General features: G+C 55.1%; 19 protein-coding genes. 6 read left to right on the top strand and 13 right to left on the bottom strand.

All coding sequences use genetic code 11. The features are described 5' to 3' along the window. Positions 1-36: 36 nt before the first annotated feature. A complete protein-coding gene (locus HUF18_RS17630; RefSeq protein WP_225693151.1) occupies positions 37-2115 on the top strand; it encodes a TonB-dependent receptor plug domain-containing protein in 2079 nt (692 codons plus the stop codon). Between the two features lie 22 nt (positions 2116-2137). On the opposite strand, the gene HUF18_RS17625 is transcribed toward HUF18_RS17630, so the two are convergent. Beyond that, positions 2138-2764, bottom strand: a complete 627-nt coding sequence (locus tag HUF18_RS17625; protein WP_186435747.1) for a GNAT family N-acetyltransferase — start codon at positions 2762-2764, stop codon at positions 2138-2140. A gap of 192 nt (positions 2765-2956) precedes the next feature. Here HUF18_RS17625 and HUF18_RS17620 point away from each other — a divergent pair, with 192 nt between their 5' ends. Continuing rightward, on the top strand, positions 2957-3946 hold the full coding sequence (locus HUF18_RS17620; protein WP_145466283.1) for a LysR family transcriptional regulator: 990 nt from the start codon (positions 2957-2959) through the stop codon (positions 3944-3946). Between the two features lie 43 nt (positions 3947-3989). Beyond that, positions 3990-4847, top strand: coding sequence for a class I SAM-dependent methyltransferase (locus HUF18_RS17615; protein ID WP_225693149.1), 858 nt, complete (start codon positions 3990-3992; stop codon positions 4845-4847). 19 nt (positions 4848-4866) lie between these two features. Here the strand turns inward: HUF18_RS17615 and HUF18_RS17610 are convergent, their stop codons facing one another. The 12 genes from HUF18_RS17610 to HUF18_RS17550 form a co-directional block, all read right to left on the bottom strand. After that, on the bottom strand, positions 4867-6048 hold the full coding sequence (locus HUF18_RS17610; protein WP_225693147.1) for a response regulator: 1182 nt from the start codon (positions 6046-6048) through the stop codon (positions 4867-4869). Positions 6049-6216: 168 nt separating this feature from the next. Further along, positions 6217-8844 (bottom strand): LuxR C-terminal-related transcriptional regulator, encoded by a 2628-nt coding sequence (locus HUF18_RS19730; protein WP_274704272.1) that lies wholly within the window; start codon positions 8842-8844, stop codon positions 6217-6219. Between the two features lie 163 nt (positions 8845-9007). Continuing rightward, on the bottom strand, positions 9008-9736 hold the full coding sequence (locus tag HUF18_RS17595; RefSeq protein WP_225693145.1) for a PepSY-associated TM helix domain-containing protein: 729 nt from the start codon (positions 9734-9736) through the stop codon (positions 9008-9010). Then, positions 9720-10250 (bottom strand): FMN-binding protein, encoded by a 531-nt coding sequence (locus HUF18_RS17590; protein WP_145466294.1) that lies wholly within the window; start codon positions 10248-10250, stop codon positions 9720-9722. The genes HUF18_RS17595 and HUF18_RS17590 overlap by 17 nt, the downstream gene beginning before the upstream one ends. 1 nt (position 10251) lies before the next feature. Beyond that, on the bottom strand, positions 10252-11364 hold the full coding sequence (locus HUF18_RS17585; RefSeq protein WP_225693143.1) for a porin: 1113 nt from the start codon (positions 11362-11364) through the stop codon (positions 10252-10254). Between the two features lie 228 nt (positions 11365-11592). Then, a complete protein-coding gene (gene grxD, locus HUF18_RS17580; RefSeq protein WP_145466297.1) occupies positions 11593-11913 on the bottom strand; it encodes a Grx4 family monothiol glutaredoxin in 321 nt (106 codons plus the stop codon). Positions 11914-11995: 82 nt separating this feature from the next. Further along, complete coding sequence (locus HUF18_RS17575; RefSeq protein WP_225693141.1) at positions 11996-15712, bottom strand: hydantoinase B/oxoprolinase family protein; 3717 nt, start codon at positions 15710-15712, stop codon at positions 11996-11998. A 53-nt stretch (positions 15713-15765) separates the two neighbouring features. Then, positions 15766-16029, bottom strand: coding sequence for a hypothetical protein (locus HUF18_RS17570; RefSeq protein WP_225693139.1), 264 nt, complete (start codon positions 16027-16029; stop codon positions 15766-15768). Next, a complete protein-coding gene (locus HUF18_RS17565) occupies positions 16026-17156 on the bottom strand; it encodes a PepSY-associated TM helix domain-containing protein (protein WP_225693137.1) in 1131 nt (376 codons plus the stop codon). The genes HUF18_RS17570 and HUF18_RS17565 overlap by 4 nt, the downstream gene beginning before the upstream one ends. 14 nt (positions 17157-17170) lie before the next feature. Continuing rightward, positions 17171-19339 carry a TonB-dependent receptor gene (locus HUF18_RS17560; protein ID WP_225693135.1) on the bottom strand — a complete coding sequence of 723 codons (2169 nt, stop codon included), beginning with the start codon at positions 19337-19339 and terminating at the stop codon, positions 17171-17173. Between the two features lie 123 nt (positions 19340-19462). Continuing rightward, complete coding sequence (locus HUF18_RS17555) at positions 19463-20977, bottom strand: phospholipase D family protein (RefSeq protein ID WP_225693133.1); 1515 nt, start codon at positions 20975-20977, stop codon at positions 19463-19465. 28 nt (positions 20978-21005) lie between these two features. After that, positions 21006-21638, bottom strand: a complete 633-nt coding sequence (locus HUF18_RS17550) for a c-type cytochrome (protein ID WP_225693131.1) — start codon at positions 21636-21638, stop codon at positions 21006-21008. Positions 21639-21969: 331 nt separating this feature from the next. On the opposite strand from HUF18_RS17550, the gene leuS reads away from it, so the two are divergent. Genes leuS through holA form a run of 3 tightly spaced genes read left to right on the top strand, consistent with a single transcriptional unit; the run spans position 21970 to position 26139 of the window. Continuing rightward, positions 21970-24543: a leucine--tRNA ligase gene (gene leuS, locus HUF18_RS17545; RefSeq protein ID WP_225693568.1), complete on the top strand. Its 2574-nt coding sequence runs from the start codon at positions 21970-21972 to the stop codon at positions 24541-24543. Positions 24544-24601: 58 nt separating this feature from the next. Further along, the gene (locus HUF18_RS17540) at positions 24602-25138 is read left to right on the top strand and encodes an LPS-assembly lipoprotein LptE (protein ID WP_225693129.1); all 537 of its coding nucleotides are present in this window, start codon (positions 24602-24604) and stop codon (positions 25136-25138) included. Beyond that, positions 25135-26139 (top strand): DNA polymerase III subunit delta, encoded by a 1005-nt coding sequence (gene holA / locus HUF18_RS17535; RefSeq protein ID WP_225693127.1) that lies wholly within the window; start codon positions 25135-25137, stop codon positions 26137-26139. The genes HUF18_RS17540 and holA overlap by 4 nt, the downstream gene beginning before the upstream one ends. Positions 26140-26239 lie beyond the last annotated feature (100 nt).

Here is a 26239-nt window from a genome sequence, read left to right as displayed (position 1 = left end):
ACTATATCTGTGAATTATCAACAGGGAAAACGTCCGATGAAATCACCGATGGCATTGCCTAAACGCACCGCACTCTCAGCACAGATACAGCTGGCTGGCCTGCTGATCTCCGGCCTTATTTTTGCTGCCCCGGCCAGTGCCGATGAAACTGAAGCTATTGAACTGGATACAGTACAGATCAGTGGAAAAGAGGAGAAACTGACCGAGATTTCCACAGAAAAACTGTTGAAGATTCCCGGTTCAGGTAATGACCCTTTGCGCGCAATCGAGAGTCTTCCCGGTGTGACCTTTACCGGAGGAAGAACATCGGCACCGGCCGTGCGTGGTTCATCTCCGGATGACAATGCTTATATTATTGATTTTATTCCCGTTGGTTATATTTTCCATACCGACTCTTCCAGTATTCTCAGCGATAACGTCGTTGAAGATTTTACCCTCGAAACTGCAGCGTTTCCGGCGCAATACAACAATGCAACCGGCGCGGTTATTGATGCAACATCACGTTCTCCCTACAACGACCGCAGCCAGTTTATTATTGACGCAAGCCTGCTGAAGGCCGGTATTTTTATCGAACAACCTCTCAGCGAAAATCAGAGTTTTTACATTGCTGCGCGGCAGAGTCTGTTTCAGTACTACATCGAGAATTTTCTCGATGACGAAGACTTTGAATTCACAACCGTTCCGGAATATTACGATTATCAGGGAAAATACGAATACCGTATCAGCGCAACGGAAACCCTGTCATTCCAGGCCATTGGTTCACGCGATAAAGCCGGACTGGTCTTTGCCGAAGACTCTGACACTGTGTTGCAGGACCCGGGGTTATCCGGCGGACTGGCTTTTGAAGCCTTTTTCAACAGCCAGGGGCTGGTCTGGGAAAAGCTGTATAACAGTGGCATGACCCATAAAATCGGTCTGTCGCAAATGGAGCAAAAACTTGGTTTCCGAGTTGGCCCCGACAACAAAATCGACGTGAAAGTAAATGACTATAACCTGCGCAGTCAGTTCAGCTACCCGCTGAATTACCAGCATGAATTACGCTGGGGTGTGGAATTAACGGAAAGCCAGATCAGTTACAAAGGCCGTTTTGAAGCTCCGCCCTGTGATGAATTTACGCCGGATTGCCGTATCGTAGATGGCACCGAAGTATTGGAAGGTGACGGTAAACCTACAATTTATCACTACGATGCACACCTTGCAGACGCCTGGGACGTAACCCAGAACTGGACACTGACCCCTGGTGTTGCGCTGTCCTATGATGATTATACCGAGCAGTATTTCGGTGAACCTCGCCTGCAAAGCCGCTGGCAGTTCACCAGTAACTGGTGGTTTACCAGTGCCTATGGCCGCCACCATATTCTGCCGGATAATTTTGGTGATTATGTCGCACCTTTCGGTAATCCGGATCTGAAACAGCCAACCGCTACGCACTACGAGCTGGGTATTGAAAATCAGCTGGCCAATGACATGCTGTGGAAATTCGAGGTTTATTATAAAGACCTGGATAACATCATTATCGGCCGCCCGGGTCAGGCCTATTACAGCAGCCTGACAGATGATGAATATAACGACCTGCCACTGTATACCAATGATGCTGATGGCAAAGCCTGGGGCATGGAATTTTTCCTGAATAAAAACCTGACCGAGCGCTGGTATGGCTGGTTGTCGGTGGCTTACTCACGCACCTTCCGCACCAATAATCTGACCGGAGATGACTTCAGTTATAACTACGACCAGCCGGTTATTATCAACAGCGTGGCGAATTACAAACTGAATAAAGACTGGCAGATTGGTTTTAAATGGCGCTATCAGAGCGGCCAGTTAATTACACCACTTGAAGGTTCCGTACAGGATGCCGATGATCCTGCACTGTATAACCCGATCTATGGCAATCTGAATTCCGAACGCCTACCGGCCTATCACAAACTGGATGTACGTGCTGACCGTACCTACCGCTTCAGTGGCTGGGAAATGGACTTTTACGCAGAAATCCTGAACCTGTACGGACGTGATAACGTCACCGGCTACGAATACAAAGGGGCGGATTACAGCGAAAAAGAAGAGGTTACCGATTTACCGACCATTATCTCGTTCGGTATTAAAGCCAAAATCTGAGAACCACAGCCAGACAAGCCCATCAGACGATGGGCTTTTCCATATATTCATGGCTGCCAATGCCGCCGAAAGCAGACTGAAAACCTCCGTGACGGATGACCCGTGGCTTAAAGCCCAAGCGCAGATATAACGCCCGCGCCCGCGGATTATTATCGGCGACATCCAGAGCAACATGGGTCAGACTCAGAGTCTGCGCACGGAGAATCAGTTGCTCTACCAGCTGCTCACCAATACCACGACCACGCATTTCCGGCTTAACGCCCAGCTGATAGATTAATCCGCGGTTTGCCTGTGGCGGACGGATCACCCGCTCAGTGCGCAAGCCGCGGAACATGACTCCCGGCACTTGCCGGGCAGCATAAAAGCTGCCGATATCACGTATCGCCGCCAGCATAAATCCCGCACTTTCCGACTGTGTGCGCAATGCCCCAACCCCCACGACTTCGCCATCGATCACCGCTGCCAGATGCTGCTGAAAACCAAACTCGGAACGACCATTGCTGAATGCATGGTGGAGAAAATTCTGCGCCTCCTGTTCATGACGACTGCAGAACACGTAGTTAAAAGCTCCGGGACCAGAACTGTAAATCAGTGGCACAGCGGCACGGGCATCAGCTGCCACACAGGGACGGAAACTCAGATCACGCATACAGAATTCCTGATCTCTTATTATTTTGGTACCAAGGTACATTTTTGAGCGATCGACGTCCAGAGGCAGGCAAGCCACTAAAGACAGCAATTTTTAGCTAATCATGTTTTTTTTATAGCTATTGTTCCAAAATCACCTTTAAAATTCACAAATAGCCCCCATACTGAATCCATTCGCAAGAGGAACTGTCCCATGTTGATTGGTAAGCGTGAAGAATTTGACCTGAACGAGATGGCTATCTTCGTTCATGTTGTAGAAGCCGGCAGCTTTACCGGAGCCGCCAAAAACCTTGGTCTGCCCAAGTCCACGGTCAGCCGCAAGATCACCCAGCTGGAAGAACGCCTCGGCGTACGCCTTATCCAGCGCACCACCCGCAGCCTGCGCCTGACCGATACCGGCAACGCTTACTACAACCACTGCGCACGCATTCTCAGCGAAATTGAAGAAGCCAATATCGCCGTTACCCAGATGCAGAGCACGCCAACGGGAACCCTGCGTATCACCGCACCGGTCCTGTTCGGCTCGACCGTATTGTCAAGTCTGGTGGCCGAATTTATGGAACAACACCCACAGGTGATGGTTGATCTGGTCTTGTCTGATCAGCGTCTGGATCTGGTGCAGGAAGGGATCGACGTCGCATTCCGCATTGGCCAGCTGGAAGATTCATCCCTGATCGGCCGTTATCTGGGGGATGTCCGCGCAATCCTGTGTGCCAGTCCGGAATATCTGGAACGTCACGGCATGCCGAACCATCCGGAGCAGCTGCACGAACACCGCCTGCTGACCGGCTCCCAGTGGCTGCAATGGCCAATGAGTGGGCCAAGAGAAGAGCAGTACACCGTTCAGGTTAAACCACGGTTGCAGGTTAATGATTTTGCCAGCCTGTATGCCCTGACGCTGTCGGGCGCCGGTATTTCCCCGGTGCCAATGCTGATTGCCGCTCCGGCTATCCGTGCCGGTAATCTGGTACCGGTGCTGTGCGACTGGCCGTTTGAAGCCAGCCCGATTCATGCGCTGTACCCCAGCAACCGTCATCTGTCAGCCAAAGTCCGCAGCTTTGTCGATTTCGTTATCGACAGCATCCGTCCGAATCCACCCTGGGAAGTGGAGCTGCTGGAAAGCGCTTGTCCAAACGGAGACAAAAGCAAAGCAGACGACGTACAGAAACCGGCCGTGCACTGAGCACGGCCCCACCCGATCCGACACACTTGCACAGGGATGTTTTATGCTGGCCAGGAATGCTTTATCCACCACTCTGCTGATCACATTCAGTGCAGCATTAGCGGTTTCGCTCAGTGGCTGCAGCAGTCCGGCCGGTAACCCAAATGCCGCATCCCTGAGCAGCAACACCGTCGCCACACAGGTCAACAGCAGTGTCCGGCCAGCAGCAGACCGTGCCCGTGACCATTATCGCCATCCGGCCGAAACACTGACCTTTTTTCAGCTTGAACCCCATCACACGGTGGTGGAAATCTGGCCCGGCGCAGGTTGGTACAGTCGCATTCTGGCACCTTATCTGCGGGATAAGGGCCGGTTTATTGCCGCCCACTGGGCAGCGGATTCTCCGGTCACGTTTTTCCGTAACAGCCGCGCGGCGTTTGACCGGGAGTTTGTACAGTCAGACCAGCCATACGGGCCGGTTCATGTGCGAATGCTTGAGCCGCCACGCCAGAACCAGTTAACCGCTGAGATACAGGCCGACCGTATTCTGACATTCCGTAATGTACATAACTGGATGCGCAACGATCAGGAGCAAGCGATGTTTAACAGCATGTTTGTTGCTCTTAAAGCAGGAGGGGTTCTGGGCGTGGTTGAACACAGGGCACCACCGCAGTTCAGCCGTGCACAGATGATTGAGTCCGGCTATGTCAGTGAAGCCTACGTGCAGAAACTGGCTGAAAAGGCTGGATTTATTCTGGAAGCAAGCAGTGAAATCAATGCTAACCCCGCCGACAGTAAAAACTATCCTGCCGGGGTGTGGACCTTACCACCGACACTGCGGCTGGGTGAAACCGATAAAGCCAGATATCTGGCTGTTGGTGAAAGCGACCGCATGACGCTGCGTTTCCGTAAGCCTCTCTGAGAGGCTGTCGGTTTAATGATTATGATTCGGTGTCGTCATTTTTCGGCATCATATCCAGCAGAGCCTGTACCTCCTGCGGATCAACATGGTCGGCAGAAAAGACCCGGTCAACCTTCTGCAGAAACACATTAAGCCCTTCATCCACCCGGATACCCTCGTTAAAAACGCGGTTGGTTTCAGCGATGCCGGTTTCCATTATCTTCTGCATTGCAGCTTCCTGACGCTCATCCATTCCCAGAAACTGCAGGCTCTGCTCTACCCCATCGGCCATGTTTTCAACCACATCGGCGATATCGCGCATCACATTCTGATAAGACACATCCACCGCTGACATCATATAGCTCATCTGGCCACTCAGGCGCTTTACCAGGCGGCTTTCCAGCGCCAGCGACTGTAAGTTATCCAGTGCCTGAATACGCGCATCACAGCCCTGCAACAACGAGAAAACATTATCTTTAATGGCGCCGTATTTTTTCTCGTCATCCACCGGCATATTTTTCACCAGCAGCGACACGCCACCGTAATTCATAATGGAGCGGCGGCCAAAATCGACATAACGGCCTTTGTCTTTGCATTCGCTCATCAGCACAGATTCCATATCCTTGGCCATGCCGTTGGCTTCCATATTCTTTACGCCATAACGGCTGCGCATCTGCAGACTGCAGTTAATGCCGTAACTCTGCAGCGCCTGAAACAGGCGCATACCCAGCTCATCAATATTGCTGCAGCGGTTCACATCAAGCAGAAACTGGATATTCACGCCCAGATCGGACGTATCAGACATGGCGATAAAAGCCATTTCGTTGGCTTGTTTCAGCTGCATCTTCAGCTGATCGTTGGCAATTTTATTGAACAGAACCCGGTCAAGACGGGCTTTCAGCTCAAACATCATCGACGGCGACAGGTAGTCATCGCAGCCTGCGTCATAGGCATCAAGCTTATGCTGCAGCGTTTCTTCGTTTTCCAGCACAACAACCGGCAGCTCGCTGTTATCTTTCAGCTGACGACAGGTATCAATGACGGCATCCGAGGGAATGCTGCTGCCATCAATCAGAATCAGTTTCAGGTCATGTTCCCGCGCCAGCTGCTGCGTTTGAGCGACGCTGTCGGCCTGTAACAGAAGGTATTTTTCGTCCAGCAGATCACTCAGCTTCCCGTCAGTTTTTTTGCTGAGTACAACTGCTTTATATCGCGTTGTCATAGTCGATCCATCAAATCCAGTCCTTCTCAATGTTTAGTCGAGGAAGACACATCCCGCCAGCCTGCGGGATGATCCAGGGCCACCAGAATGAGTCTTCATTCCGGCAACGGAGATAACAACATATATAACAACAGATATAACAACAGAGAAATGAAATGACCGGGACGGTCAGATAAGCTGCAGTTCTTTGGCGCGATGAATGGCCTGAGTACGGCTCTTGGCGGCCAGTTTGACGTTAATTTTGCGGGCGTGGGTTTTAACTGTATGCAGGGAAATAAACAGCTGATCAGCAATTTCCTGATTGGATAACCCCTGGGCAATTTTGCGCAGCACTTCCAGTTCACGCTCGCTGAGGCTGACGCTCAGATCCGCCGGCTCACTGTCTGCACGCTGTGGCAAAGAATCACTGAGATTCGGCACCCAGACCAACAGATCCAGACCAATCCCCTCACGCTGCAAAACACGCCCCGACTGCAGGAAAATCTGCTGGCTTTCTGTGTGCTGATTCTGGGCGCGCAACGCGGCACCACGCAGTAATTGCAGCAGCATCATGCTCAGATTGTTATTGCGCTGGCGCAGCCAGCTGTCGGTTTCGTGCAGGCATTCTGCCGCTTTGCCGGCCAGCAGATATAACCGCGCCTGAGTCGCGACCGCCAGCCCGGGCAGCATAGGAAACAACTCCGGCCTTGGCAGCTGCGCGCAGCTCTGTCCCTGTAACAGCTGATCAATGCAACTTTGTGCCCGGCTGAGCTTACCCTGAGAAATCCAGACATTGGCTTTCACCATGATCAGCCACTGGTAGCTGTCCACTTCGACCTGCCAGCGCTGCATAAGCCGCTCTGCACTGTCGAGGGCATTCAGTGCCGCGGCATAATCTCCGGCAGCAGTAAAACGCATCGCCATAATGGCATAGCCGTAACAAACGGACACATCATGAACCTGGGTACTGGCCGAAATGCCCTGCTGCAGGGTTTCATCCAATAAGGTGTCATCATGACCGCCAAGCCAGCGCAACACGGCACGGTAGAGCAGTAAACGACCGCGCGGTAAACGTTCGCCGTGCTCACCATAGCCACTCAGCAGGGCCAGGCCACGCTCAACGATTTCGCGGCTGTGAGCAATATGACCGCGATTCAGTTCAATGCGGGCGTAATCAAACAGTGCCAGCGCTTCCATCGCCGGAGCGTTATTCTGCCGTGCCAGATCCTGCGCCAGCCGGTTCCAGATACGTGCGCCATCGGCATCGTGCTGTGCCAGACGCAGCTGCGCCAGCGTTGAACTCATCAGAATACGCAGGGTAAAACGAGCCGGCGGCAGGTTTTCCAGCGCCTGCTTACACAAAGGTTCGGCCTGACTTAACTGACCTTTTAACCGCGCCAGATAGCCCTGCAAGGCAGCCTCTTCAAAGCTGGCCAGACACTGGCGTTGCAGCAGGCGGCTGATCATATCTTCGGCTTTTTCACGCTGATGGGTCAGCAACCACGACCAGGCGGCAATGGCCATCAGACGTGGCGAGGAGTACAGCAACTCGTCGCCCAGTAATTCAAACCATGACAACAGACCGGCGATATCCAGATTGGCCAGAATGGTTTCGGCCTCATGTTCAACCCAGTCCTGTACTTCCTGGCTGAGGCCCGCTGCACGGGCATGATGCAATGCAGCAACCGGCTGCTGTTGCTGACTGAGCCAGTCATAAGCCAGATGATGAAGATGACTGCGCTCCTGCTGGGGCAGCTGCTGCGCCAGCAGATCAGCCATCACCGGATGCATGCGGAACCAGCCCGCACGGTGCAGTTGTGGCTCAATAAACAGGTTCAGGCGTAAAGCCTGCTGCAACGGCTGATGGTAATCCGCCGAGCCGGTGCAATGCTGCAGCAGCTCTTCATTAAAACTGCCCAGCACCGCAGCCTGCTGCACAAACTGCTGCACATCTGCAGGTAAACGATGCAGGGTTTCACCCAGCAGATAATCGCTCAGCTCCTGTTGCGCCAGCTGTGCCGCCGGCTCCAGCGGTCGTCCGGCGGCGCGGTAACAGGCCAGCCATATCGCCAGTCCGGCGGGCCAGCCAGCCAGTCTCCGGATCAATTGCTGAATCTGTTGCGGACTGATATCCACACCATGCAATAACAACAGCTGTTGGGTTTCATCATCGCTGAAAGAAAGCTCGCCGACGCCCAGCCAGCCCAGCGCAGAGTTCAGCCGCAGACGGCCAAGGTGATTGGGGATATAGCGCGATGCCAGCACCATGCTGACACCAGCAGGCAACTGCTCAACAATCAGGTTCAGCACCTGCCAGCTGTCGCTGTCCTGCAGGCAGTGCACATCGTCGAAGCACAGCAGCAAAGGCCGCTCGAAGCTGGCCAGCTCCTGCAGCCACAGCAGTAACACCTGTTCAACGTCGACGTGCCCGCGGCGGCCGGTTTCGTGCCAGTGCGCCAGGGCATCGGTCGCCACACCAGGCAGCTGGCGTTCAGCCGCTTCGAGGAAATGGCGCAGAAAAAAGGCATCGGGAGTATCGCGACTGTCGAGGGTCAGCCAGATAACAGAGGTGCCGTTACGCTCGGCCGCTCTGGCGGTATCGCCCAATAAGACGGTCTTACCGTAACCGGCGGGCGCGTTAACCCACACTACACGGGTCTGCTCCAGCGCGTTCAGCAGCAGCGGCGCACGGTCGAGTGCGTGTACCGGCGCATCCGGGCGACGGCCTTTGAGCAGCACCCAGGCGGCTACCGCTTTCTGATCGAGGGATTCCAGCCAGGGCGACTGTGACGCGTCGGGCTTTGCTGTAAACACCATGAAAACTGTCTGACTCGGCTAACGGATCAAAAACCGCCGTCACAGGCTGATTGCAGCGACATAGCGGCGGCTAAGTTATGCAGCATATTACACGAAGTGGCGCATCTGTACTCATCAGCGATGGCGATGACCATTCTTTACCGATCAGCTGTGATTCTGCGGTTCAGAAACCACGCTTGCGGCTGAACCAGATCCAGGCTCCGGATAATGCCAGAAACAGCAAAATCAGCGCGGCAACATCAACCACCCAAACACCCCAGCTGCCAAACCAGCGGCCGGAATGCAGATCCAGCAACACCCGCTGCCAGCTGATGGACTCATTACGTGCTGCGGCCAGTTCTGGCGGTAAAACCTGCAGCGCTGCCGCAGGTTCGGCAGGTGCTGTCGCCGCCGTCAGCTGATAGCTGAGCAGGTCCAGCACAAACCAATCCTGGCCAATCTGCAGTTGGTAAGCATCGTCCTGCCAGACCACCGCCGTGACCGGCTCTTCACTGAACAGCGAGGGTTCAAGCACTTCCAGCAGCTGATGGTTGTTATCCAGCAGCAGCCACTGGCTGCTGCAATCGACAAACTGCGAATCATCGCCCCTCGCATAGCCCTGCAGCTGGCGACACCCGGTTAACACCTGCTGATCCAGGCGCAACTGACCATCGGCACTCCACAACCAGTGAGCGTCCACAGCAAAGCCCAGTGGGCGACTGAGTGCATGCTGGTAAGGCGTAAGAATCAGTGAGTTCTGAGGATAAAGACGATCGAGGCCGGTGGCGGCAATATGATTCAGCAACAGACCGGTCAGGGTGACCAGAATAACAATCAGCGCCGCCAGCAGGCCGGCACGGCGATGCCATTTATGCAGCCAGAAACGGAGTTGGCGTCTAGTGGAGGTTTTCATCCGGGGCGGCTGTCCAGCGATCGAGAAGGAGCGCGAGTTTAGCAACTTTCTCCATACTGCGCACCGAGTAGGTGGCACCGGAAATACCGTCGATATTGCCACTCAGCTCACCATTATCGGTTAACTGCAGCCTGGCAAACTGCGCGGTAAACGCCGGCAAACGGATCTCATCACCGCGGATTTCGCGGAACACCATAACTTCAATCCGCTCAATCACACCGTTGTGGGTCAGCACCGCAAAGGTAATGGGTTTTTCTTTGCCGATTTCACTCAGCACCCATAAGTTGTGGCCGTTATGCGTCCAGTATTTAACCCGTGCCTGACGCAGATCGTAACGGATATGCTCACGGGCCTGATCTTTCTGCTCAGCACTGAGCCATAACGTGCGCGCTTCCTGCCCTGCCGGAAACCACTCGGTGAGCAGCTGCGGCAGGGTCAGATAAGTGCCTTTGCCCAGCGCGACAGCGCTGGACAGCAGCAATATCAGAGGCAGAAAAACGCGCAGTAACCGCATATCAGAAGCTGTAGCCTACGCCCAGGTTGTAACCGGTGGCCGCCAGATCACCGGCCGCTTTTTCGCGGTAGTAATCAGCTTTGAATACCACGGTCTCAGCCAGCCAGTAGTTCACACCCACATCGTGGCGCTCGGCTTTGGAATCGGTACGGTCGCCAGCCTTGGTATCCCAGCCGCTGTTACGGTAGAACACACCGACATCATTCATGCGGTAAGACGGCTCAACATAGAAACCGGTCTGTTTGGCGGCACCGGCGGTGATGGCATTGATATCTTTATCCAGATCCCATTGCGCATAGAGTGCACGCAGTTCAAAACCGTTGTTCTGATAGATCGCATGGGTTTCGATCAGGCGCGCGCCGATTTCTTTGGCGCCACTGCCCTGCAACAGATCATCCTGATACTGCAGGGTTGCAGCCAGTTCCAGACCCGGTACCGCGGTGTATTTAACGCGTGCGGTGTAGGCAGCTTTATTCGCTGGTGCTTCGGCAACCTTCTGACGGCCTTTACGTAACTCACCGGTAGCCGTATTCAGACCGGAGTGCATCGCTACATCGTAGCTCAGACCATCGGCGATTTTGCCGCTCAGACCAGCACCACCTTCCCACCAGGTGGTCGGGATGATTTTGTTTTCAACGCTGTTACGCTCAACGCCGTAGAAAGTATCAGGCTCATGGGTTTCGTTGAGGATACCAACAGGAATCAGGAACAGACCGGCTTTGGCGCGGGTATTGGCGCTCAGGTCATGTTCGATGTAAGCCTGCTCCAGCTCAACCTCACCCGGCTTACCATCGCCAGCCAGACTGTGCTCCAGCTCAAACTCAGAGAAGAAGCGGGTACGCTCATTGAATTCTTTGCTGAAGAACAGCACGAAGCGGTGGTAATCAATTTCGTTGTCAGTGCCATTAGCCAGGTTCAGGTGCATTTCACCGTAACCACCGATATTTACACCACTGTTCTGGGTTGCGGCACCTTGCTGTTCAACGGTATCGGCCAGACTGTTCAGCTGAGATTTCAGCGCTTCAATTTCGGCTTTCAGTTGAGCGTTATCGTCGGCCAGAGCCAGATTGGATGAGGTGATGGCAGCAGCCAACAGCAGAGCACGGGTTTTCATAGCGTTAAATCCTTTGGGATAAATGGCAATAAAATCGGCGTGCAAGATAACATAAACAGGAATCACTTCAATATTTAAACGCTAATTATTATTGTTTATAAATATAACAAAATACGCCTGCCTATAACGGGATACCTCTTACGGAAATACCTTCCTATATCTTTATTTCCTGTACTGCAGACATAAAAAAACCAGCCCGGAGGCTGGTTCGTCATGCTGCAGAAGGGCTTATGCCTGTGGCGCCGCTTCTTCCAGCAAAGGCTTGAGTTCACCTTTGGCGTGCATCTCGGTGACGATATCGCAACCGCCAATCAGCTCACCCTTTACCCACAATTGTGGAAAGGTTGGCCAGTTGGCATATACCGGCAGATTGGTGCGGATTTCCGGATTGGAAAGAATATCCACATACGCAAACTTCTGACCACATTCCATAACCGCCTGCACAGTACGGGCAGAGAAGCCGCACATCGGCTGGTTTGGTGAGCCTTTCATGTACAGCAGAATGTCGTTGCTTTCGATCTGGTCTTTGATGACCTGCATGATATCCATAGGTCTTCTCTCTCAAACGTTGAATGGAAATTGCGGCGATTCTAACACAAAGCAGCAAAAGCCTGACAGCGCCACTGGGGTATCAGCCATCGGCGGTACTGCCAAAACCACCACCACCCGGGGTGTGGATGCAGAACAGATCACCGGCTTCCAGCTCGACACAGGCGCAGCCGGATAAGCGCTGCATCCGCCCCTGATGGCGCAGCACAAAGTTCACGCCAGGCTTGCCGTCACCGCCGCCCTGCAGGCCATGCGGTGCAACCCGACGGTGGCCACTGATGATATTGGCACGCATCGGCTGCAGAAAACGGATATGCCGCTCCACACCATTACCGCCAGCATACTGCCCGTCGCCACCGGACTGTGGCCGCACATGAAACCAGTCGAGCACCACCGGAAAACGCTGTTCCAGAATCTCGGGGTCTGTCAGGCGCGAATTGGTCATATGACTGTGCACCGCGCTGGCGCCGTCACCCTGCGCACTGGCACCGATACCGCCGCACAGGGTTTCGTAATACTGCAGCTGCTGATTACCGAAGGTGAAATTGTTATTGGTGCCCTGACAGCCGGCCATTAAGCCCAGCGCCCCCATCACCACATCCACCAGATACTGGGCCGTCTCGACATTGCCCGATACCACCGCCGCCGGATATTGCGGCGCAATAATGGAAGCCTGTGGCACCTTAACCGTTAACGCGCGGAAAAAGCCGGCATTCAGCGGCATAGGTTTGGCGACCAGCGCGCGGAAGCTGTACAACACCGCTGCCATCACCACCGAGGTCGGCGCATTAAAATTACCGGGATGTTGCTTTTGTTCTGCACGGTATTGCGTACCGGAAAAATCGACCGTGGCATGGCGCTGCTGCCGGTCAACCTCAATGCACACATTAAAGCAGGTACCATCATCCATTTGCGCGCTGAATTCACCGGACGGTAAATCCGCCAGACAGTCACGCAACGTCTGCTCGGCGTTATCCATCACATGCTGCATATAGGCCGTCACCTGTGGCAAACCATAGGCCGCACATAAGCGCTGTAATTCCGCTGCACCTTTTTCGCAGGCGGCCAGCTGAGCCATTAAATCGGCAATATTCTGATCCGGATTACGCGCCGGATACGTAGCCGCCGCCAGAACCTTACGGATCTCCTGCTCTTTAAGCTGGCCATCGCGCATTAAAATCAGGTTATCGAGCAGCACACCTTCTTCGTCGATATGGGTGCTTTCCGCCGGCATTGAGCCCGGTGTAATACCACCGATATCGGCATGATGACCACGCGCGGCGACATAAAAATCGGCTTTATTACCCGCCGTAAATGGCCGGATAAAAACCGGCTTAACCACCGTGACATCGGGCAAATGCGTGCCGCCGTTATAAGGAGTATTCAGCACAAAGGCATCGTCAGGGCGCATATCCGTATGCCCCTGCATCACCACTTTAATGCTTTCGCTCATTGAACCTAAATGCACCGGAATATGCGGCGCATTAGCGACCAGCTCACCATGGCCATCAAACAGCGCACAGGAAAAATCCAGCCGCTCTTTAATGTTCACACTGCTGGCGGTTTTCTCCAGCACAAAGCCCATCTGTTCGGCGACCGACATAAACAGATTATTGAATATTTCCAGCGTGACCGGATCGCGCTGAGCCAGGTTACTGGCAGGCACCGGAAGTTCTTCACCCTGATCACTCAGCAGTAAAGCCCCGCTTTTTAACACTTCAAGCTGCCAGCCGGGTTCCACCACAATGGTGCTGTTGGCATCGGTTAATAACAGCGGGCCTGGTGCAATAAAACCCGCCGCCAGCTGCGTACGCGCCAGTACCGGAACACTGTGCCATTTCCCGCCCAGATATAATTGTGCATTTTCCTGTGCGGTTTGTTCGCTGCGGGCAAAAGGAATCGCCGGAGCGCTGTTTCCGGCCGCTACCAACTCCAGCTGTACCGCATCTAAGCGCAGGGATTTATGAGCGGCAATAAAACCAAATAATTGCTGGTGCTGCTGTTCAAATTCGGCACGCATAGCAGCAGCGTCGGCAAAGCTGACCAACAACTGGGTATCGGACCCCTCATAACGCAGATAGGCACGGCGTAATATCTGTACCTGCTCCTGTACCTGCACCTGTTTTTCAGCATCCGGTGTGAAATCCGCCTGCTGCATTAACGCCGCGAATTTTTCTTCTGCGCAGGTCAGCGCCGCAGCATCGATTAATGGTATTTCTACCGCGTCTTCGCCCAGCCAGCGCTGCTCAGCCAGACCGATACCAAAGGCCGATAACACCCCCGCCAGCGGATGCAGATACACCTGTTTAATATTCAGCTCGGCCGCCACCAGACAGGCATGCTGGGCGCCGGCACCACCAAACGCATTGAGCACATAATCGCGGATATCATAACCGCGCTGCACCGATATTTTTTTCACCGCCGCGGCCATATTATTCACCGCAATGCGCAGAAAACCGGCGGCTATTTCTTCCGGCGAATATTCCTGACCGCTGTCGTTGCGGATCTGTACTGCAAGCTCGCTGAATTTCTGCCGCACAATATCGGCATCCAGTGGCTGATTCTGTTCAGGACCAAACACATGGGGAAAATGCTGTGGCTGTAATTTACCCAGCAACACATTGCAGTCGGTGACGGTTAACGGCCCGCCATTACGGTAACAGGCAGGGCCGGGATAACTGCCGGCGGATTCCGGTCCGACCTGAAAGCGGCCATCAGAAAAATGTACCAGCGAACCGCCACCGGCGGCCACGGTGTGAATATTCATCATCGGTACGCGTAGTTTTACGCCGTTAACCTCGGTCAGGGTTTCACGCTCAAGATCGTTATTCAGCGTACCGTTAAAATGACTGACATCGGTCGAGGTTCCGCCCATATCAAAACCGACAATGCGGTTAAAACCATCGGCCTGAGCGGTGCGAACCATACCGACCACACCACCGGCCGGGCCTGATAAAATCGCATCTTTACCCTGAAAATTCTGCGCCGCACATAATCCACCATTGGATTGCATAAACTGCAGTGCCGTCGGCGGCAACGCCTGCTCCACCTGATTAACATAACGGCGTAATACCGGCGACAAATACGCATCAGCCACCGTGGTATCACCACGCGGCACCAGTTTAATTAACGGACTGACGCGGTGACTTAACGAAATCTGTTTAAAGCCAAGCTGGCGGGCAATATCACCGATTCGAATTTCATGCTGCGGATATTTATAGGCGTGCATCAGCACCACGGCGATGCTGTCGTAACCCAGTGAGCGCGCTTCAATTAACTGCACCAGCAGGGTTTCTTCATCCAGCGGATAATCCACTGTGCCGTCGGCCAGTATACGTTCAGGTACTTCGTACACCCGTTCGTATAACGGTTCTGGCTGCTCAATATGAATGGCAAAAATATCCGGGCGGGTCTGATAACCGATGCGCAGCTGATCGCGCAGACCTTTACTGATGCACAGTAAAGTGCGCGCACCTTTACGTTCCAGCAACGCATTGGTGGCCACCGTTGTGCCCATTTTTACACTGGCAATGGCGCTGTCGTAGTGCGGATAACGGGCCTGCAGCTGACGGATGCCTTCAACCGCCGCATCGGCATAATGCTGCGGATTTTCCGACAGTAATTTATGGGTAATTAATTCACCGGCCGGAGTCAGGGCAACGATATCGGTAAAGGTACCGCCGCGGTCGACCCAAAATTGCCATTGCCCGGAGTGCGCCGGCCTCTCAGCAGAAGAACCTGTGGCAGAAGAATCCGCGGCCGAAGAATCCACAGAGGAAAACGAAGAAACTGAAGACATGATTCCACCCGTAATTTACTGCCAGCGATCATACCAGCAAACAGCGGGATTCTTCAGAAACTGAACAGCGCTGCCGCCACCGGAATCAGCAACAGCAGCAGTGCCCGCCCTAACCAGCGGCGGGCACTGAGCAACAACAGACGCAGGGCCTTTTCCTGCCCCATACGCCGTTTTTGTGCTTTCTCTCCGGCCGCAGGCGGTTGCCGCAACAGCTGGCGCAGCTGCCAGAACAACACCACCGACCAGCTGCCATACAGCACAAACAGGCAGATCCCCAGCAGCATCAGCGCCAGAATCAGCAACGGCAGTAAACTCATGAGCGCCGCCTCTGCCACAATACAATGCCACCCACCAGCAACAGACCACCGGTCAGTAACAATGCCAGCGCCCACAGCAGCACACCGGGCAGGCCGAACACAAAGCCGGTGTGCAGACCGTATTGCAGAAAACGCAGACTGATCAGCGCCTGTTCTCCGGCGCTTTGTGATACCTGCGGTTCTGACGAGGGCACCGGCCAGATATCCACCTGCTGCAACAGGCTCAGATCGGCCGGGTGCAGAAAAAGATAGTGTTGTGGCACCAGACTGAGGCCACCGCGGGCAACCATTCGCAACTGATAGTTAAAGGCCGGAGGCCGTGGCGTCACAATACCGGTCAGCTGATAGCCCGGCAGCAGAGCTTCTGCCCGGCTCTTTAAGGCCAGAAGATCGGGCACTGCCGCAACAGCATCCGCCGTCATGCCGGTTGCCACCGGACCTGCCATCACCGTTTTCAGCGCCGGCTGATCGAGTTGCCCGGCGCTGAGCAGGCTGTACAGCGGCGCGCGCCAGGGCCAGCAGATACCGGTAATCACCATCACGATCAGCAGCGGCGTGATATACAGACCGCTCAGTGCATGCCAGCGGCGCAGGCCATCGGCTTTGCCACTCACTAAACGCTGCGGCAGAAAATGCTCGCGGCTGAGCTGAATCCGGTCGCCACGCACCAGCCAGAGTAACAGGCCAAGCAGACAACTGAGCGCCAGCAACACACTGCTGATCGCCACCAGCTGACGTCCGCCCTCACCCAGTAACAGCGTGCGGTGCAGTGACAGTACCCAGTTAAAAAAACCGTCGCTCAGGGGGCTCGCGCTGCCATCGGCGGCCAGCTCATACGAGCGGAAGCCGTCGGCGCAGCGCAGATACAGACGCGGCTGAGCAATCAGAGGTGAAGAAAGCCCCAGATAACTGACCGCACAACCGGAATGCTCAGCCTGCAACACCTCCATGCGTTGCTGCAGCCTTTGCGTCGCTGCCGGAGGCAGAGGCTCCGGCGCACGTAACCCCGTTTGTAATACCGGCTCCAGCAACAGCAACAGTCCGCTGAGCAGAATAATCAGCAGCGGCAGGGCCAGCACCAGACTGACCCACAGATGCAGGCGGCGAAACCAGTAATAAGCGGTCATTCAGAGACTCGTTGTCAGAAGCTGTGCTCGTACGCCAGCATCAGACTGCGGCCACGACCTTTGTAATAGCGCGCAGTATTACCGAGATCGGAGGTCTGTGCGTAGTAATCAAAGTAATCGCGGTTCAGCAGGTTACCGAGCGACAGGCTGGTAGTGCTGTTGTTGCCACGGTAGCTGACACTCATATCCACCAGCGCATAGCCAGCAAAAGACTCGGCATTGGCGTTGGCCTGACCGTGGAAGCTGCGGTCAAAGTAGTAAGTGCTGGCCAGACGCGCACTGGTGCGGCCATTCAGCTCGTAGCGGGCATAGGCCGAGAGTTTATCCGGGCTGATATTAGCCGCACCCAGGTCGCTGTCGAGACTGCCGTTCTTATCGGAGTCTACGCGGCCAAACAGCTTCGAGTAGTAACCACCGATTTCCAGATCGTAACTAAACATATAGGCGGTCTGCAGTTCGTAACCGTGGGTGCGGGTTTTCTCGCGGATCACTTCGTAGCTGCCATCACCATTGGTGTCGGCCAGGCGCGAACCAAAGGCAGAGGTCGAACGGAAGTAACTGGCTTTCAGACTCAGCGCTTCGCCCTGATAGTTGAAACCGGTTTCGTAGTTATCGGTGATGATCGGCTTGATACGCACCAGATCATCCACATCCTGACCGTCGGTGTTGATGCCGCGCAGCACCAGACCCACATCCGGCATATTGAAGCCTTCGCTGTAGGAGATATAGGCGTTCAGGCCATCACTGATGCGGTAGGTAAAGCCGAGGTTGGTCAGCAGTTCAGAGAATTCATCATCACCACCGGCCACATCACGCGAGCCGTAGTTATACAGCGTGGTGAAATCATCCACCTGCAGTTTGGCAGTCTCGTAACGCGCACCACTGGTCAGTTGCAGACGATCGGTCAGGGCGTAATCGAGCTGGGCAAAAGGCGCGTAGTTGTCGAACTTCATTTCCGGCACCCAGGTACGGCCGGTCATCGCCAGTGTCTGTTTCGATTCATCACGCACCCAGTCAAAGCCCAGCACCCAGTCGAGTTCATTCAGCAGGAAATCGTCACGGTTCCAGCCCAGGCGCACACCACTGCGCTGCACTTCAATCTGCGACTGATCGTAGATGCTCTGCGTCAGCGCACCACTGCCATCGTACTGGCTGCCATAAGCCGGGTCCTGAAAGGTTTTGGTCTGGGTTGCGCCGTACAGCGAGGTACGGTCGAGGTAATAAAACTTACCGCTGAAGTTACCACCGGCCAGATCACGGTCGCTGTAGCTCAGCGCGGCGGCGGTGGCTTTGTTGCGGTTCGGATCGCCCACCTGCTTGCCTTTTTCGGTGGTGGCGGCAATACCCTGATCGCGGTCACCCGGTACGTTGCGGTAATCACCGCTGTTTTCCAGATCGTAGCGATTGAGCATCAGCTCCACACGGCGGGTAGCCGACAGATCCATGCCCAGCTTCAGCAGCAGATCAAGGGATTCAGAATCCATCAGGTCGCCGTGGGTTTCGTTAACGGCAATTTTGTCGCCGTTGGCATCGTAGTACAGCCCACTGTTCTGATACTGCGCCGAGGCCAGCACATCGTAAGCGCTCTGCTTGCGCTGCAGCGAGCCACCCAGGCGGTATTCAAAACCGTCACCGTCAAAATCGTTGCTGCTGGTCAGCGCGGTATTCAGACGGATTTCGTTATCGCCGTCGGCAGCGCTGCGGGTAATAAAGTTGATGATGCCGCCGGTTGCGCCCAGGCCCATGGAAGCGTTGGCACCATGTACCACTTCAATCCGTTCAATCAGTGACGGGTCGATGGTAAAGCCGTCACGCGAGCCATCGCGCAGCGGGTTGGTCTGCGGAATACCATCCACCAGAATCAGCGGCGAACGGCCCCGGAAACTCTCGGAGGAGCCGGTCATTTTCTGACGTGACGGCGCAAAGCTTGGCAGCAGGCGGCTCAGTGCGCTGGTCAGATCGCCGCTGGCACCGAGAGTGGCCTGCAGGGTTTCACGCTCGATGACCGTCACCATATGCGGGATGGTAGCGACATCACGCTCACCGCGAACGGCGGAGATCGTAACCCGGTCCAGCGTTACTTTTTCCGCTGGCGCAGAAGCGTCAGCCGGAAGCTGTGTGTCTGCGGCATAAGCCACCGGAGCCAGCAGTGCTGGAATCATCGCAAAAACAGCAGTTTTCATGGGCATGTCCTGATACGGATTGGTAATTAGCAATACGAAAGGACGCGAATGCTACTGAGTCTGAGAATGATTATCAACAAATAATAAGAAGAATTCCTGAACTTACGTGGACGATGCTGGTCGTCAGAGTTCCGCTTCGAGCGGCAGAACGCCCAGCAGCCAGGATTGCAGGCGCCGCCACAGGCTGGCCCGGGGTTCGCTGTCATAGCTCTGCACAGAGCCATCGCCGTACAGCTCCTGCCAGCGGACTTCTCCCTGATGTAGCTGCAGGTGATAACTTTCGAATGGCAGGTTTTGCTGCAGATCCCGGCTGGCTTCCTGACCCAGTTGCGCCTGCTCAAACAGCACACCCATTTCGGTATTCTCGCGGATGGAGCGCGGATCAAGATTCATCGAGCCGACGTAAAAGTAGCGCTGATCGATCACCAGCATTTTGGCGTGCAGACTGGCGGAAGAAGAGCCGGTCCAGCGGCGGTTCTCACGCCCGGAGCTGGCATCCGGGCGCAGCTCATACAGTTCGACTCCGGCACGCAGTAACGCCGCGCGGTAATGTTTATAAGCCGAATGCACCGCAGGCACATCGGTGCTGGCCAGAGAATTGGTCAGCACCCGCACCTTAACACCACGCGCGACCAGTGCCGCCAGAAAGGCAACCCCCTCATCGCCCGGTACAAAATAGGGCGAAACCAGCAGCACTTCCTGCTGCGCATTTTCCAGCAGAGTGAGCAGATTTCCCAACAACGGCGACTGGTAACGGCGGCTGCGGATTTTATCCGGTGCATCGGCCACTACGTACGCCTTTCCCCAGAACAGCCGTGGCTCATAGTGCGCCGCCAGGTTCTGGACCCGTGCCTGTAAAGCCTGCACATAAGGGTGCTGCTGATTACTCTGCAGCCAGTTCTGCAGTTTCTGGCTCAGTCCGTTCAGCGGTTGCTGGTCATGCGGATCAGCATCCTGCAACACGTGCTCCACCGGCACCGCCAGCTCGCTATTCCAGTAGCGGTCAAACTCGGTTGAGGCGTCATCGACCACCGCCCCCAGTGTCAGTACATCCAGATCACCGAATACCACCGCATTACGCGCGGCATCAAAGTATTCGTCACCAATATTACGTCCGCCACTGATTGCCAGGGTGTTATCAGCAATCATGGTTTTGTTGTGCATGCGCCGGGTTGAAACCCCATAACGGGTCAGAAACTGCATATCGCGCGGATAGTCGCGCAGAAACGGATTAAACAGGCGGATATCAATATTGGGATGACGGTTCAGCAGCCGCAGCTCATTATCGGCGCCGCGGGTTGCCATATCGTCCAGCAGCAGCCGCACGCGTACGCCGCGCTCGGCGGCCTGCAGCAAGGCCCAGGTAAAAACCTTGCCGGTCAGATCCTGATGGTAGAGATAATATTGCAGGTCGAGACGGTCATGAGCATTGGCCGCCAACAACAGGCGGGCAAGAAAAGCATCGGTTCCGGAGGCCAGCAACACCAGCCCGGCCTGACCGGGATGTTGCTGTAACAGAGGCTCCGCCCAATCCGTCAGCGGACTGTGCGGCGGAGCCTGAGTATGAACTTCAGAGGTGGGATGCGGATAGTCCGGCAGACGGGCACAGCCGGCAAACAACACCGCCAGCAGATACATACAGCACGGCAGTATCTGCCCTGCGCGTTTATGGCATATGGGCAATATAGGCGGCCACATCACGCAGCTGCTGCTCATCCATATTCTGCACCACGCCGATCATCGGTGAGTTTTTACGCTCCGGATCGTTATGCAGGAAACGCATCAGGGTTTTGGTCAGATATTCATATGGCTGACCGGCGATACGCGGGTACAGGCTGCTGCCATGGCCGGCGTTGCCATGGCAGACAAAACAGGTGGTTTTATAAATCTGTTCGCCTTTTGCACTTGTGGGTACGGGTTGTTCGCGGCTAACCACCGGCTTGTGAGCAAAATAAAGCGCGATATTAATGCGGTCTTTTTTACTCAGCGTGGTGGCCAGTTTGCTCATCACATAATCTTTGCGCACACCATCGGCAAAATGCTCAAACTGGGTAAAAAGATAAGCGGCATTCTGACTGGCCAGATTCGGGATATAGTCACGCTTGCTGTTGCCATCATCACCATGACAGCGGAAGCACAACTGCGCACGCTCAACACCATCTTCAATAGCGGCCTGTAACAGCGGTGTATTTTTTTCGATGATGGCCATTTCCTGCAGCATGGACTCCACACTTTCGGCCTGCACCTGGCTGCCCAGTAAGAGAAGCAATCCTGCCAACGTACTGCTTAATCTGTTCATAGTGTACTTTTCTGTTCTTTTGCTGTTATGGAGTTATTCAGGAGCGGCTGTTTTCGCGGACAAAACGCCCTGAAGACCCTGATCAACTTATTATTAGGGAGTGAAACATACGCGTCTGCTCTCGTCAGGCCAAGAGCCAATCGCCTTTCGTATTAGCCTTTTCTAAATAAAGGCTGACCTGTATCAAGCGCTAACCGCGAACTCCGGCCAGAGTTGCCCAAATCCACTTCCCGCACCGCCAGGCTTATGGATAAGGGGCTGTGCCCTGCACCCGCATTCAGGTACACTTCCCGCCTTTCTAACTGCGCTCAGATTCAGACCATACGCCATGATGCAAGAGACTTATCAGCCCCATATTATCGAACCTTCCGTACAGACTCAGTGGGAAGAAAATCAGGTATTCAAAGCCGTTGTCGACAGCAATAAAGAGAAATTCTATTGCCTGTCCATGTTCCCGTATCCAAGCGGCCGGCTACATATGGGGCACGTGCGTAACTACACCATTGGTGACGTGGTTTCGCGCTACCAGCGCATGCAGGGCAAAAACGTTATGCAGCCAATGGGCTGGGACGCCTTCGGTCTGCCGGCAGAAAACGCCGCCATCAAGCATCAGGTTGCTCCGGGCAAATGGACCAAAGAAAACATCGCCTACATGAAAGGCCAGCTGAAATCGCTGGGCTTCGGTTACGACTGGAACCGTGAACTGGCGACCTGCGACCCGGAATACTACCGCTGGGAACAGTGGTTCTTCACCAAGCTGATCGACAAGGGTCTGGCCTACAAAAAAGTATCCGCGGTTAACTGGTGTCCGAATGACCAGACCGTTCTGGCCAACGAACAGGTTATCGACGGCTGCTGCTGGCGCTGTGACTCTGTGGTTGAACGTAAAGAAATTCCACAGTGGTTTATCCGCATCACTGATTACGCCGAAGAACTGCTGAACGACCTCGATCAGCTCGACGGCTGGCCGGATCAGGTAAAAGCCATGCAGCGCAACTGGATTGGTAAATCCCGTGGCGTGCAGATGCGCTTTGGCCTGAAAGACCGTGAAGACGCACTGGAAATCTACACCACCCGTCCGGATACCCTGATGGGCGTGAGCTATGTTGCTGTGGCTGCCGGTCACCCACTGGCGAAAGAAGCCGCAGCCAACAATGCTGCGCTGGCCGCATTCCTCGAAGAATGTTCCAAATCCGGTACCGCCGAAGCCGATCTGGCCACCGCCGAGAAAAAAGGTATGGCAACCGGCTTTACTGCCATTCACCCGATTTCCGGTAAAGAAGTACCGGTGTGGGTCGCCAACTTTGTGCTGATGGAATTCGGTACCGGTGCGGTCATGGCCGTTCCGGCACACGATCAGCGCGACTGGGAATTCGCACAGAAATACGGCATTGAAATTCATCAGGTCATCGCCGCCAACGAAGGCGACGAGTGCGACCTGAGCAAAGCGGCCTATACCGAAAAAGGCACCCTGATTAACTCCGGCGAATTTGACGGCCTGAGTTTTGACGCCGCCTTCGACGCCATCGCCGCCAAACTGGCGGCAGAAGGCAAAGGCGAGATCAAAGTGAATTACCGCCTGCGCGACTGGGGCGTGAGCCGCCAGCGCTATTGGGGCGCACCGATTCCGGTGATCCGTACCGCCGATGGTGACTCCATTGCCGCGCCGGAAAGCCTGCAGCCGGTAATTCTGCCGACTGAGGTTGTGATGGATGGTGTGAACTCACCGATCAAGAACAACCCGGAATTCGAAAACATCGAATACAACGGTCAGCCGGCGTTCCGCGAAACCGATACCTTCGACACCTTTATGGAGTCGTCCTGGTACTACGCGCGCTACTGCTCACCGCGCGACGATACGCAGATGCTGAACCCGGAAGAAGCCAATTACTGGCTGCCGGTCGATCAGTATATCGGCGGGATCGAACACGCCATTCTGCACCTGCTGTATGCACGTTTCTTCCACAAGCTGCTGCGCGATGCCGGTCTGGTGAACAGCGATGAGCCGTTCAAAAACCTGCTGTGCCAGGGCATGGTGCTGGCCGATGCGTTCTTCTACACCAACGAACACGGCGCCAAAGAGTGGGTTAATCCGACAGAAGTGAGCGTTGAGCGCGACGACAAAGGCCGCCTGACCGCTGCCAAGCGTAAGAGCGACGGCAAAGAACTGCAGTACTCCGGCATGAGCAAAATGTCGAAGTCGAAAAACAACGGTGTTGATCCGCAGGAAGCCATCGAGCTGTACGGCGCCGATACCGTGCGTCTGTACACCATGTTCGCAGCGCCCCCGGAGCAAACCCTGGAATGGTCTGACTCCGGCGTACAGGGTGCCCAGCGCTTCCTGCAGCGCGTCTGGCGTCTGAGCTACGAACTGCTGCAACAGGCAGATCGTGGTGATGCGGCGAACCTGTCCAAAGATGAGAAAGACGCCCGCCGTAAGGTGCACGAAACCATTCAGAAGGTGAGCGATGACGTTGGTCGCCGCTACAACTTCAACACCGGTATCGCCGCCATTATGGAACTGATGAACACCCTGCAGAAAGCCGATATGGCATCTGCCGGTGGCCGTGCGGTGGTGGCAGAAGGTCTGGATGCGGTGATCCGCATGCTGTCGCCGATTGCGCCACACATTACCCAGGCTCTGTGGATTGCCTTTGGCAACGACGGTCTGGTGATTGATGCCCCTTGGCCTGTGATTGACGAAAGCGCCCTGGTGCGTGATTCCATCGAAGTGGTGGTTCAGGTGAACGGTAAGCTGCGTGCCAAGATCGAAGTGGCGGCTAATGCCAGCAAAGACGATCTTGAAGCCGCCGCCAAAGACGCCGTCGCCCAGCAACTCGAAGGTGTGACCGTACGCAAGGTGATTGTGGTGCCGGGTAAGCTGGTTAATATCGTCGCTAACTGATGCCCCCATGTCCGGCGTCGGACGTCAGACGCCGGACTAAACAAACTGAGAACTCCGTATGCGTCATGCACTTGTTGTCTGCTCTCTTATTCTGCTCAGCGCCTGCGGCTGGCATCTGCGTGGTGTCACGCCGCTGCCGCCGGAATACCGGGTGATGTATCTGCAGAGTCAGGCCAGCAACAGCTTTAACCAACAGTTAAAGCTGCAGCTGGAGTTCAACGATGTCGTGCTGACCGCCAGCGCCGAAGACGCCCCGGCCATTCTGCGTATTGAGCCGGTGGATATCGAACGGCGTACACTGTCGGTCAGCAGCAGTGGTCAGGTGGGCGAGTTCGAACTGAACGGCCGTCTGACCGCTCATATCCTGCACATTGGCCGCGACACCGATGTCGAAATCGAACTGAAAGCACGCCGCACCCTGACCAACGATGTGAACAACGTCGTCGGTACCGCCAGCGCCGAAAGCCAGCAACGGGCTGAGCTGGAGCGCGAACTGGTCAACAAACTGCTGCGCCGCCTGCAGAGTCTCGGCAAGAGCAGCCAAAGCGCTGCCACAACCCAAAGCGCTCCTGCTGCAACAGGCACCCAGCCGTGAAAATCCGCCAGGACCAGCTCAGCGGCCTGCTGGCCAAAGGACTGGCACCCTGCTATCTGGTGTCCGGTGACGACCCTTTACTGGTGATGGAAGCCTGCGACGAGATCCGTGCCGCTGCACGTAAGGCCGGTGTCGAGGAGCGTGAGCTGTTCCATGCTGAAGCCGGCTTTGACTGGCGCCATTTGCTGGAAGAAGCCAACGCCATGTCGTTATTTGCCAGCCGCCGTATTCTTGAAGTACGGATTGGTAACGGCAAGCCTTCCGATAAAGGCGCGGCTATTCAGCAGATTCTTGATAATCCCAACCCGGATAACCTGCTGCTGATTATCTGCCCGCGCCTCGACAGCACCATTCAGCGCAGCGCCTGGTTTAAAGCGGTGGATAAAGCCGGTGTTTTCCTGCCGATCTGGCCCATCGAACGCTCGCAATATCCAGGCTGGCTGAAACGCCGCCTGCAGATTGCCGGCCTGCAGATCGAACCTCCCGCCCTGGCCGCTCTGGCGCATCAGACCGAAGGCAACCTGCTCGCTGCCGTGCAGGAGGTCGAAAAGCTGCGCCTGCTGGGCACGACCACCATCAACGAAGAGATGATTAACGAAGCCATTGGCGACAGCTCCCGCTTTGACGCCTTTGGTCTGGCCGATACCTGCCTGCTCGGTAACCTGGCCGAAGCCAGCCGCATTCTTTCGCACTTAAAAGGGGAAGGGGTCGATGCGCTGATGATTCTCGGCGCCCTGACGCGCAAGATCCGCCAGCTGATTGCCATGCAGGATCTTGGCGGACAACAGCTGAGTGAAGCCTTCAAGGCACAGAATATCTGGCCCAAACAACAGCCTCCCTACAAAAAAGCTTTGCAGAACCTGCGCGCCCCACAGCTCCATGCCGCCCTGCGTAAGGCCGAAAAAATCGATGCAGCCATTAAAGGCAGCGGTGATGATCCCTGGCTTCTGTTAAGTGAGTTAACTGTACTGTTAACAGGTGTAAGGCTGACGACTGGTTAACAGTTTCAGCACTACCGCTGTCACAGAAATCCCAACATTTAACTGAGATACTGCTGTGGTAATGGCGGCAATTGCCGTATTCGGATGACAATTTTTGTCA

Origin of the sequence: Thalassolituus sp. ST750PaO-4 (genome assembly GCF_020320405.1) — a bacterium.
In the GTDB taxonomy this organism is placed as follows: domain Bacteria; phylum Pseudomonadota; class Gammaproteobacteria; order Pseudomonadales; family Oceanobacteraceae; genus Venatoribacter; species Venatoribacter alkanivorans.
The sequence above is the reverse complement of the archived record's forward strand: the minus strand, read 5'-3'. Positions and strand labels throughout refer to the sequence as shown.

What these genes read in the sequence shown, in the direction of transcription:
- grxD (WP_145466297.1), bottom strand. Translation starts at nt 11,913, where the DNA reads ATGGATATCATGCAGGTCATCAAAGACCAGATCGAAAGCAACGACATT.
- HUF18_RS17540 (WP_225693129.1), top strand. Translation starts at nt 24,602, where the DNA reads ATGCGTCATGCACTTGTTGTCTGCTCTCTTATTCTGCTCAGCGCCTGC.
- HUF18_RS19730 (WP_274704272.1), bottom strand. Translation starts at nt 8,844, where the DNA reads ATGGTGTTTACAGCAAAGCCCGACGCGTCACAGTCGCCCTGGCTGGAA.
- HUF18_RS17630 (WP_225693151.1), top strand. Translation starts at nt 37, where the DNA reads ATGAAATCACCGATGGCATTGCCTAAACGCACCGCACTCTCAGCACAG.
- leuS (WP_225693568.1), top strand. Translation starts at nt 21,970, where the DNA reads ATGCAAGAGACTTATCAGCCCCATATTATCGAACCTTCCGTACAGACT.
- HUF18_RS17570 (WP_225693139.1), bottom strand. Translation starts at nt 16,029, where the DNA reads ATGAGTTTACTGCCGTTGCTGATTCTGGCGCTGATGCTGCTGGGGATC.
- HUF18_RS17555 (WP_225693133.1), bottom strand. Translation starts at nt 20,977, where the DNA reads ATGTATCTGCTGGCGGTGTTGTTTGCCGGCTGTGCCCGTCTGCCGGAC.
- HUF18_RS17610 (WP_225693147.1), bottom strand. Translation starts at nt 6,048, where the DNA reads ATGACAACGCGATATAAAGCAGTTGTACTCAGCAAAAAAACTGACGGG.
- HUF18_RS17590 (WP_145466294.1), bottom strand. Translation starts at nt 10,250, where the DNA reads ATGCGGTTACTGCGCGTTTTTCTGCCTCTGATATTGCTGCTGTCCAGC.
- HUF18_RS17625 (WP_186435747.1), bottom strand. Translation starts at nt 2,764, where the DNA reads ATGCGTGATCTGAGTTTCCGTCCCTGTGTGGCAGCTGATGCCCGTGCC.
- HUF18_RS17560 (WP_225693135.1), bottom strand. Translation starts at nt 19,339, where the DNA reads ATGAAAACTGCTGTTTTTGCGATGATTCCAGCACTGCTGGCTCCGGTG.
- HUF18_RS17550 (WP_225693131.1), bottom strand. Translation starts at nt 21,638, where the DNA reads ATGAACAGATTAAGCAGTACGTTGGCAGGATTGCTTCTCTTACTGGGC.
- HUF18_RS17595 (WP_225693145.1), bottom strand. Translation starts at nt 9,736, where the DNA reads ATGAAAACCTCCACTAGACGCCAACTCCGTTTCTGGCTGCATAAATGG.
- HUF18_RS17575 (WP_225693141.1), bottom strand. Translation starts at nt 15,712, where the DNA reads ATGTCTTCAGTTTCTTCGTTTTCCTCTGTGGATTCTTCGGCCGCGGAT.
- HUF18_RS17585 (WP_225693143.1), bottom strand. Translation starts at nt 11,364, where the DNA reads ATGAAAACCCGTGCTCTGCTGTTGGCTGCTGCCATCACCTCATCCAAT.
- HUF18_RS17565 (WP_225693137.1), bottom strand. Translation starts at nt 17,156, where the DNA reads ATGACCGCTTATTACTGGTTTCGCCGCCTGCATCTGTGGGTCAGTCTG.
- HUF18_RS17615 (WP_225693149.1), top strand. Translation starts at nt 3,990, where the DNA reads ATGCTGGCCAGGAATGCTTTATCCACCACTCTGCTGATCACATTCAGT.
- HUF18_RS17620 (WP_145466283.1), top strand. Translation starts at nt 2,957, where the DNA reads ATGTTGATTGGTAAGCGTGAAGAATTTGACCTGAACGAGATGGCTATC.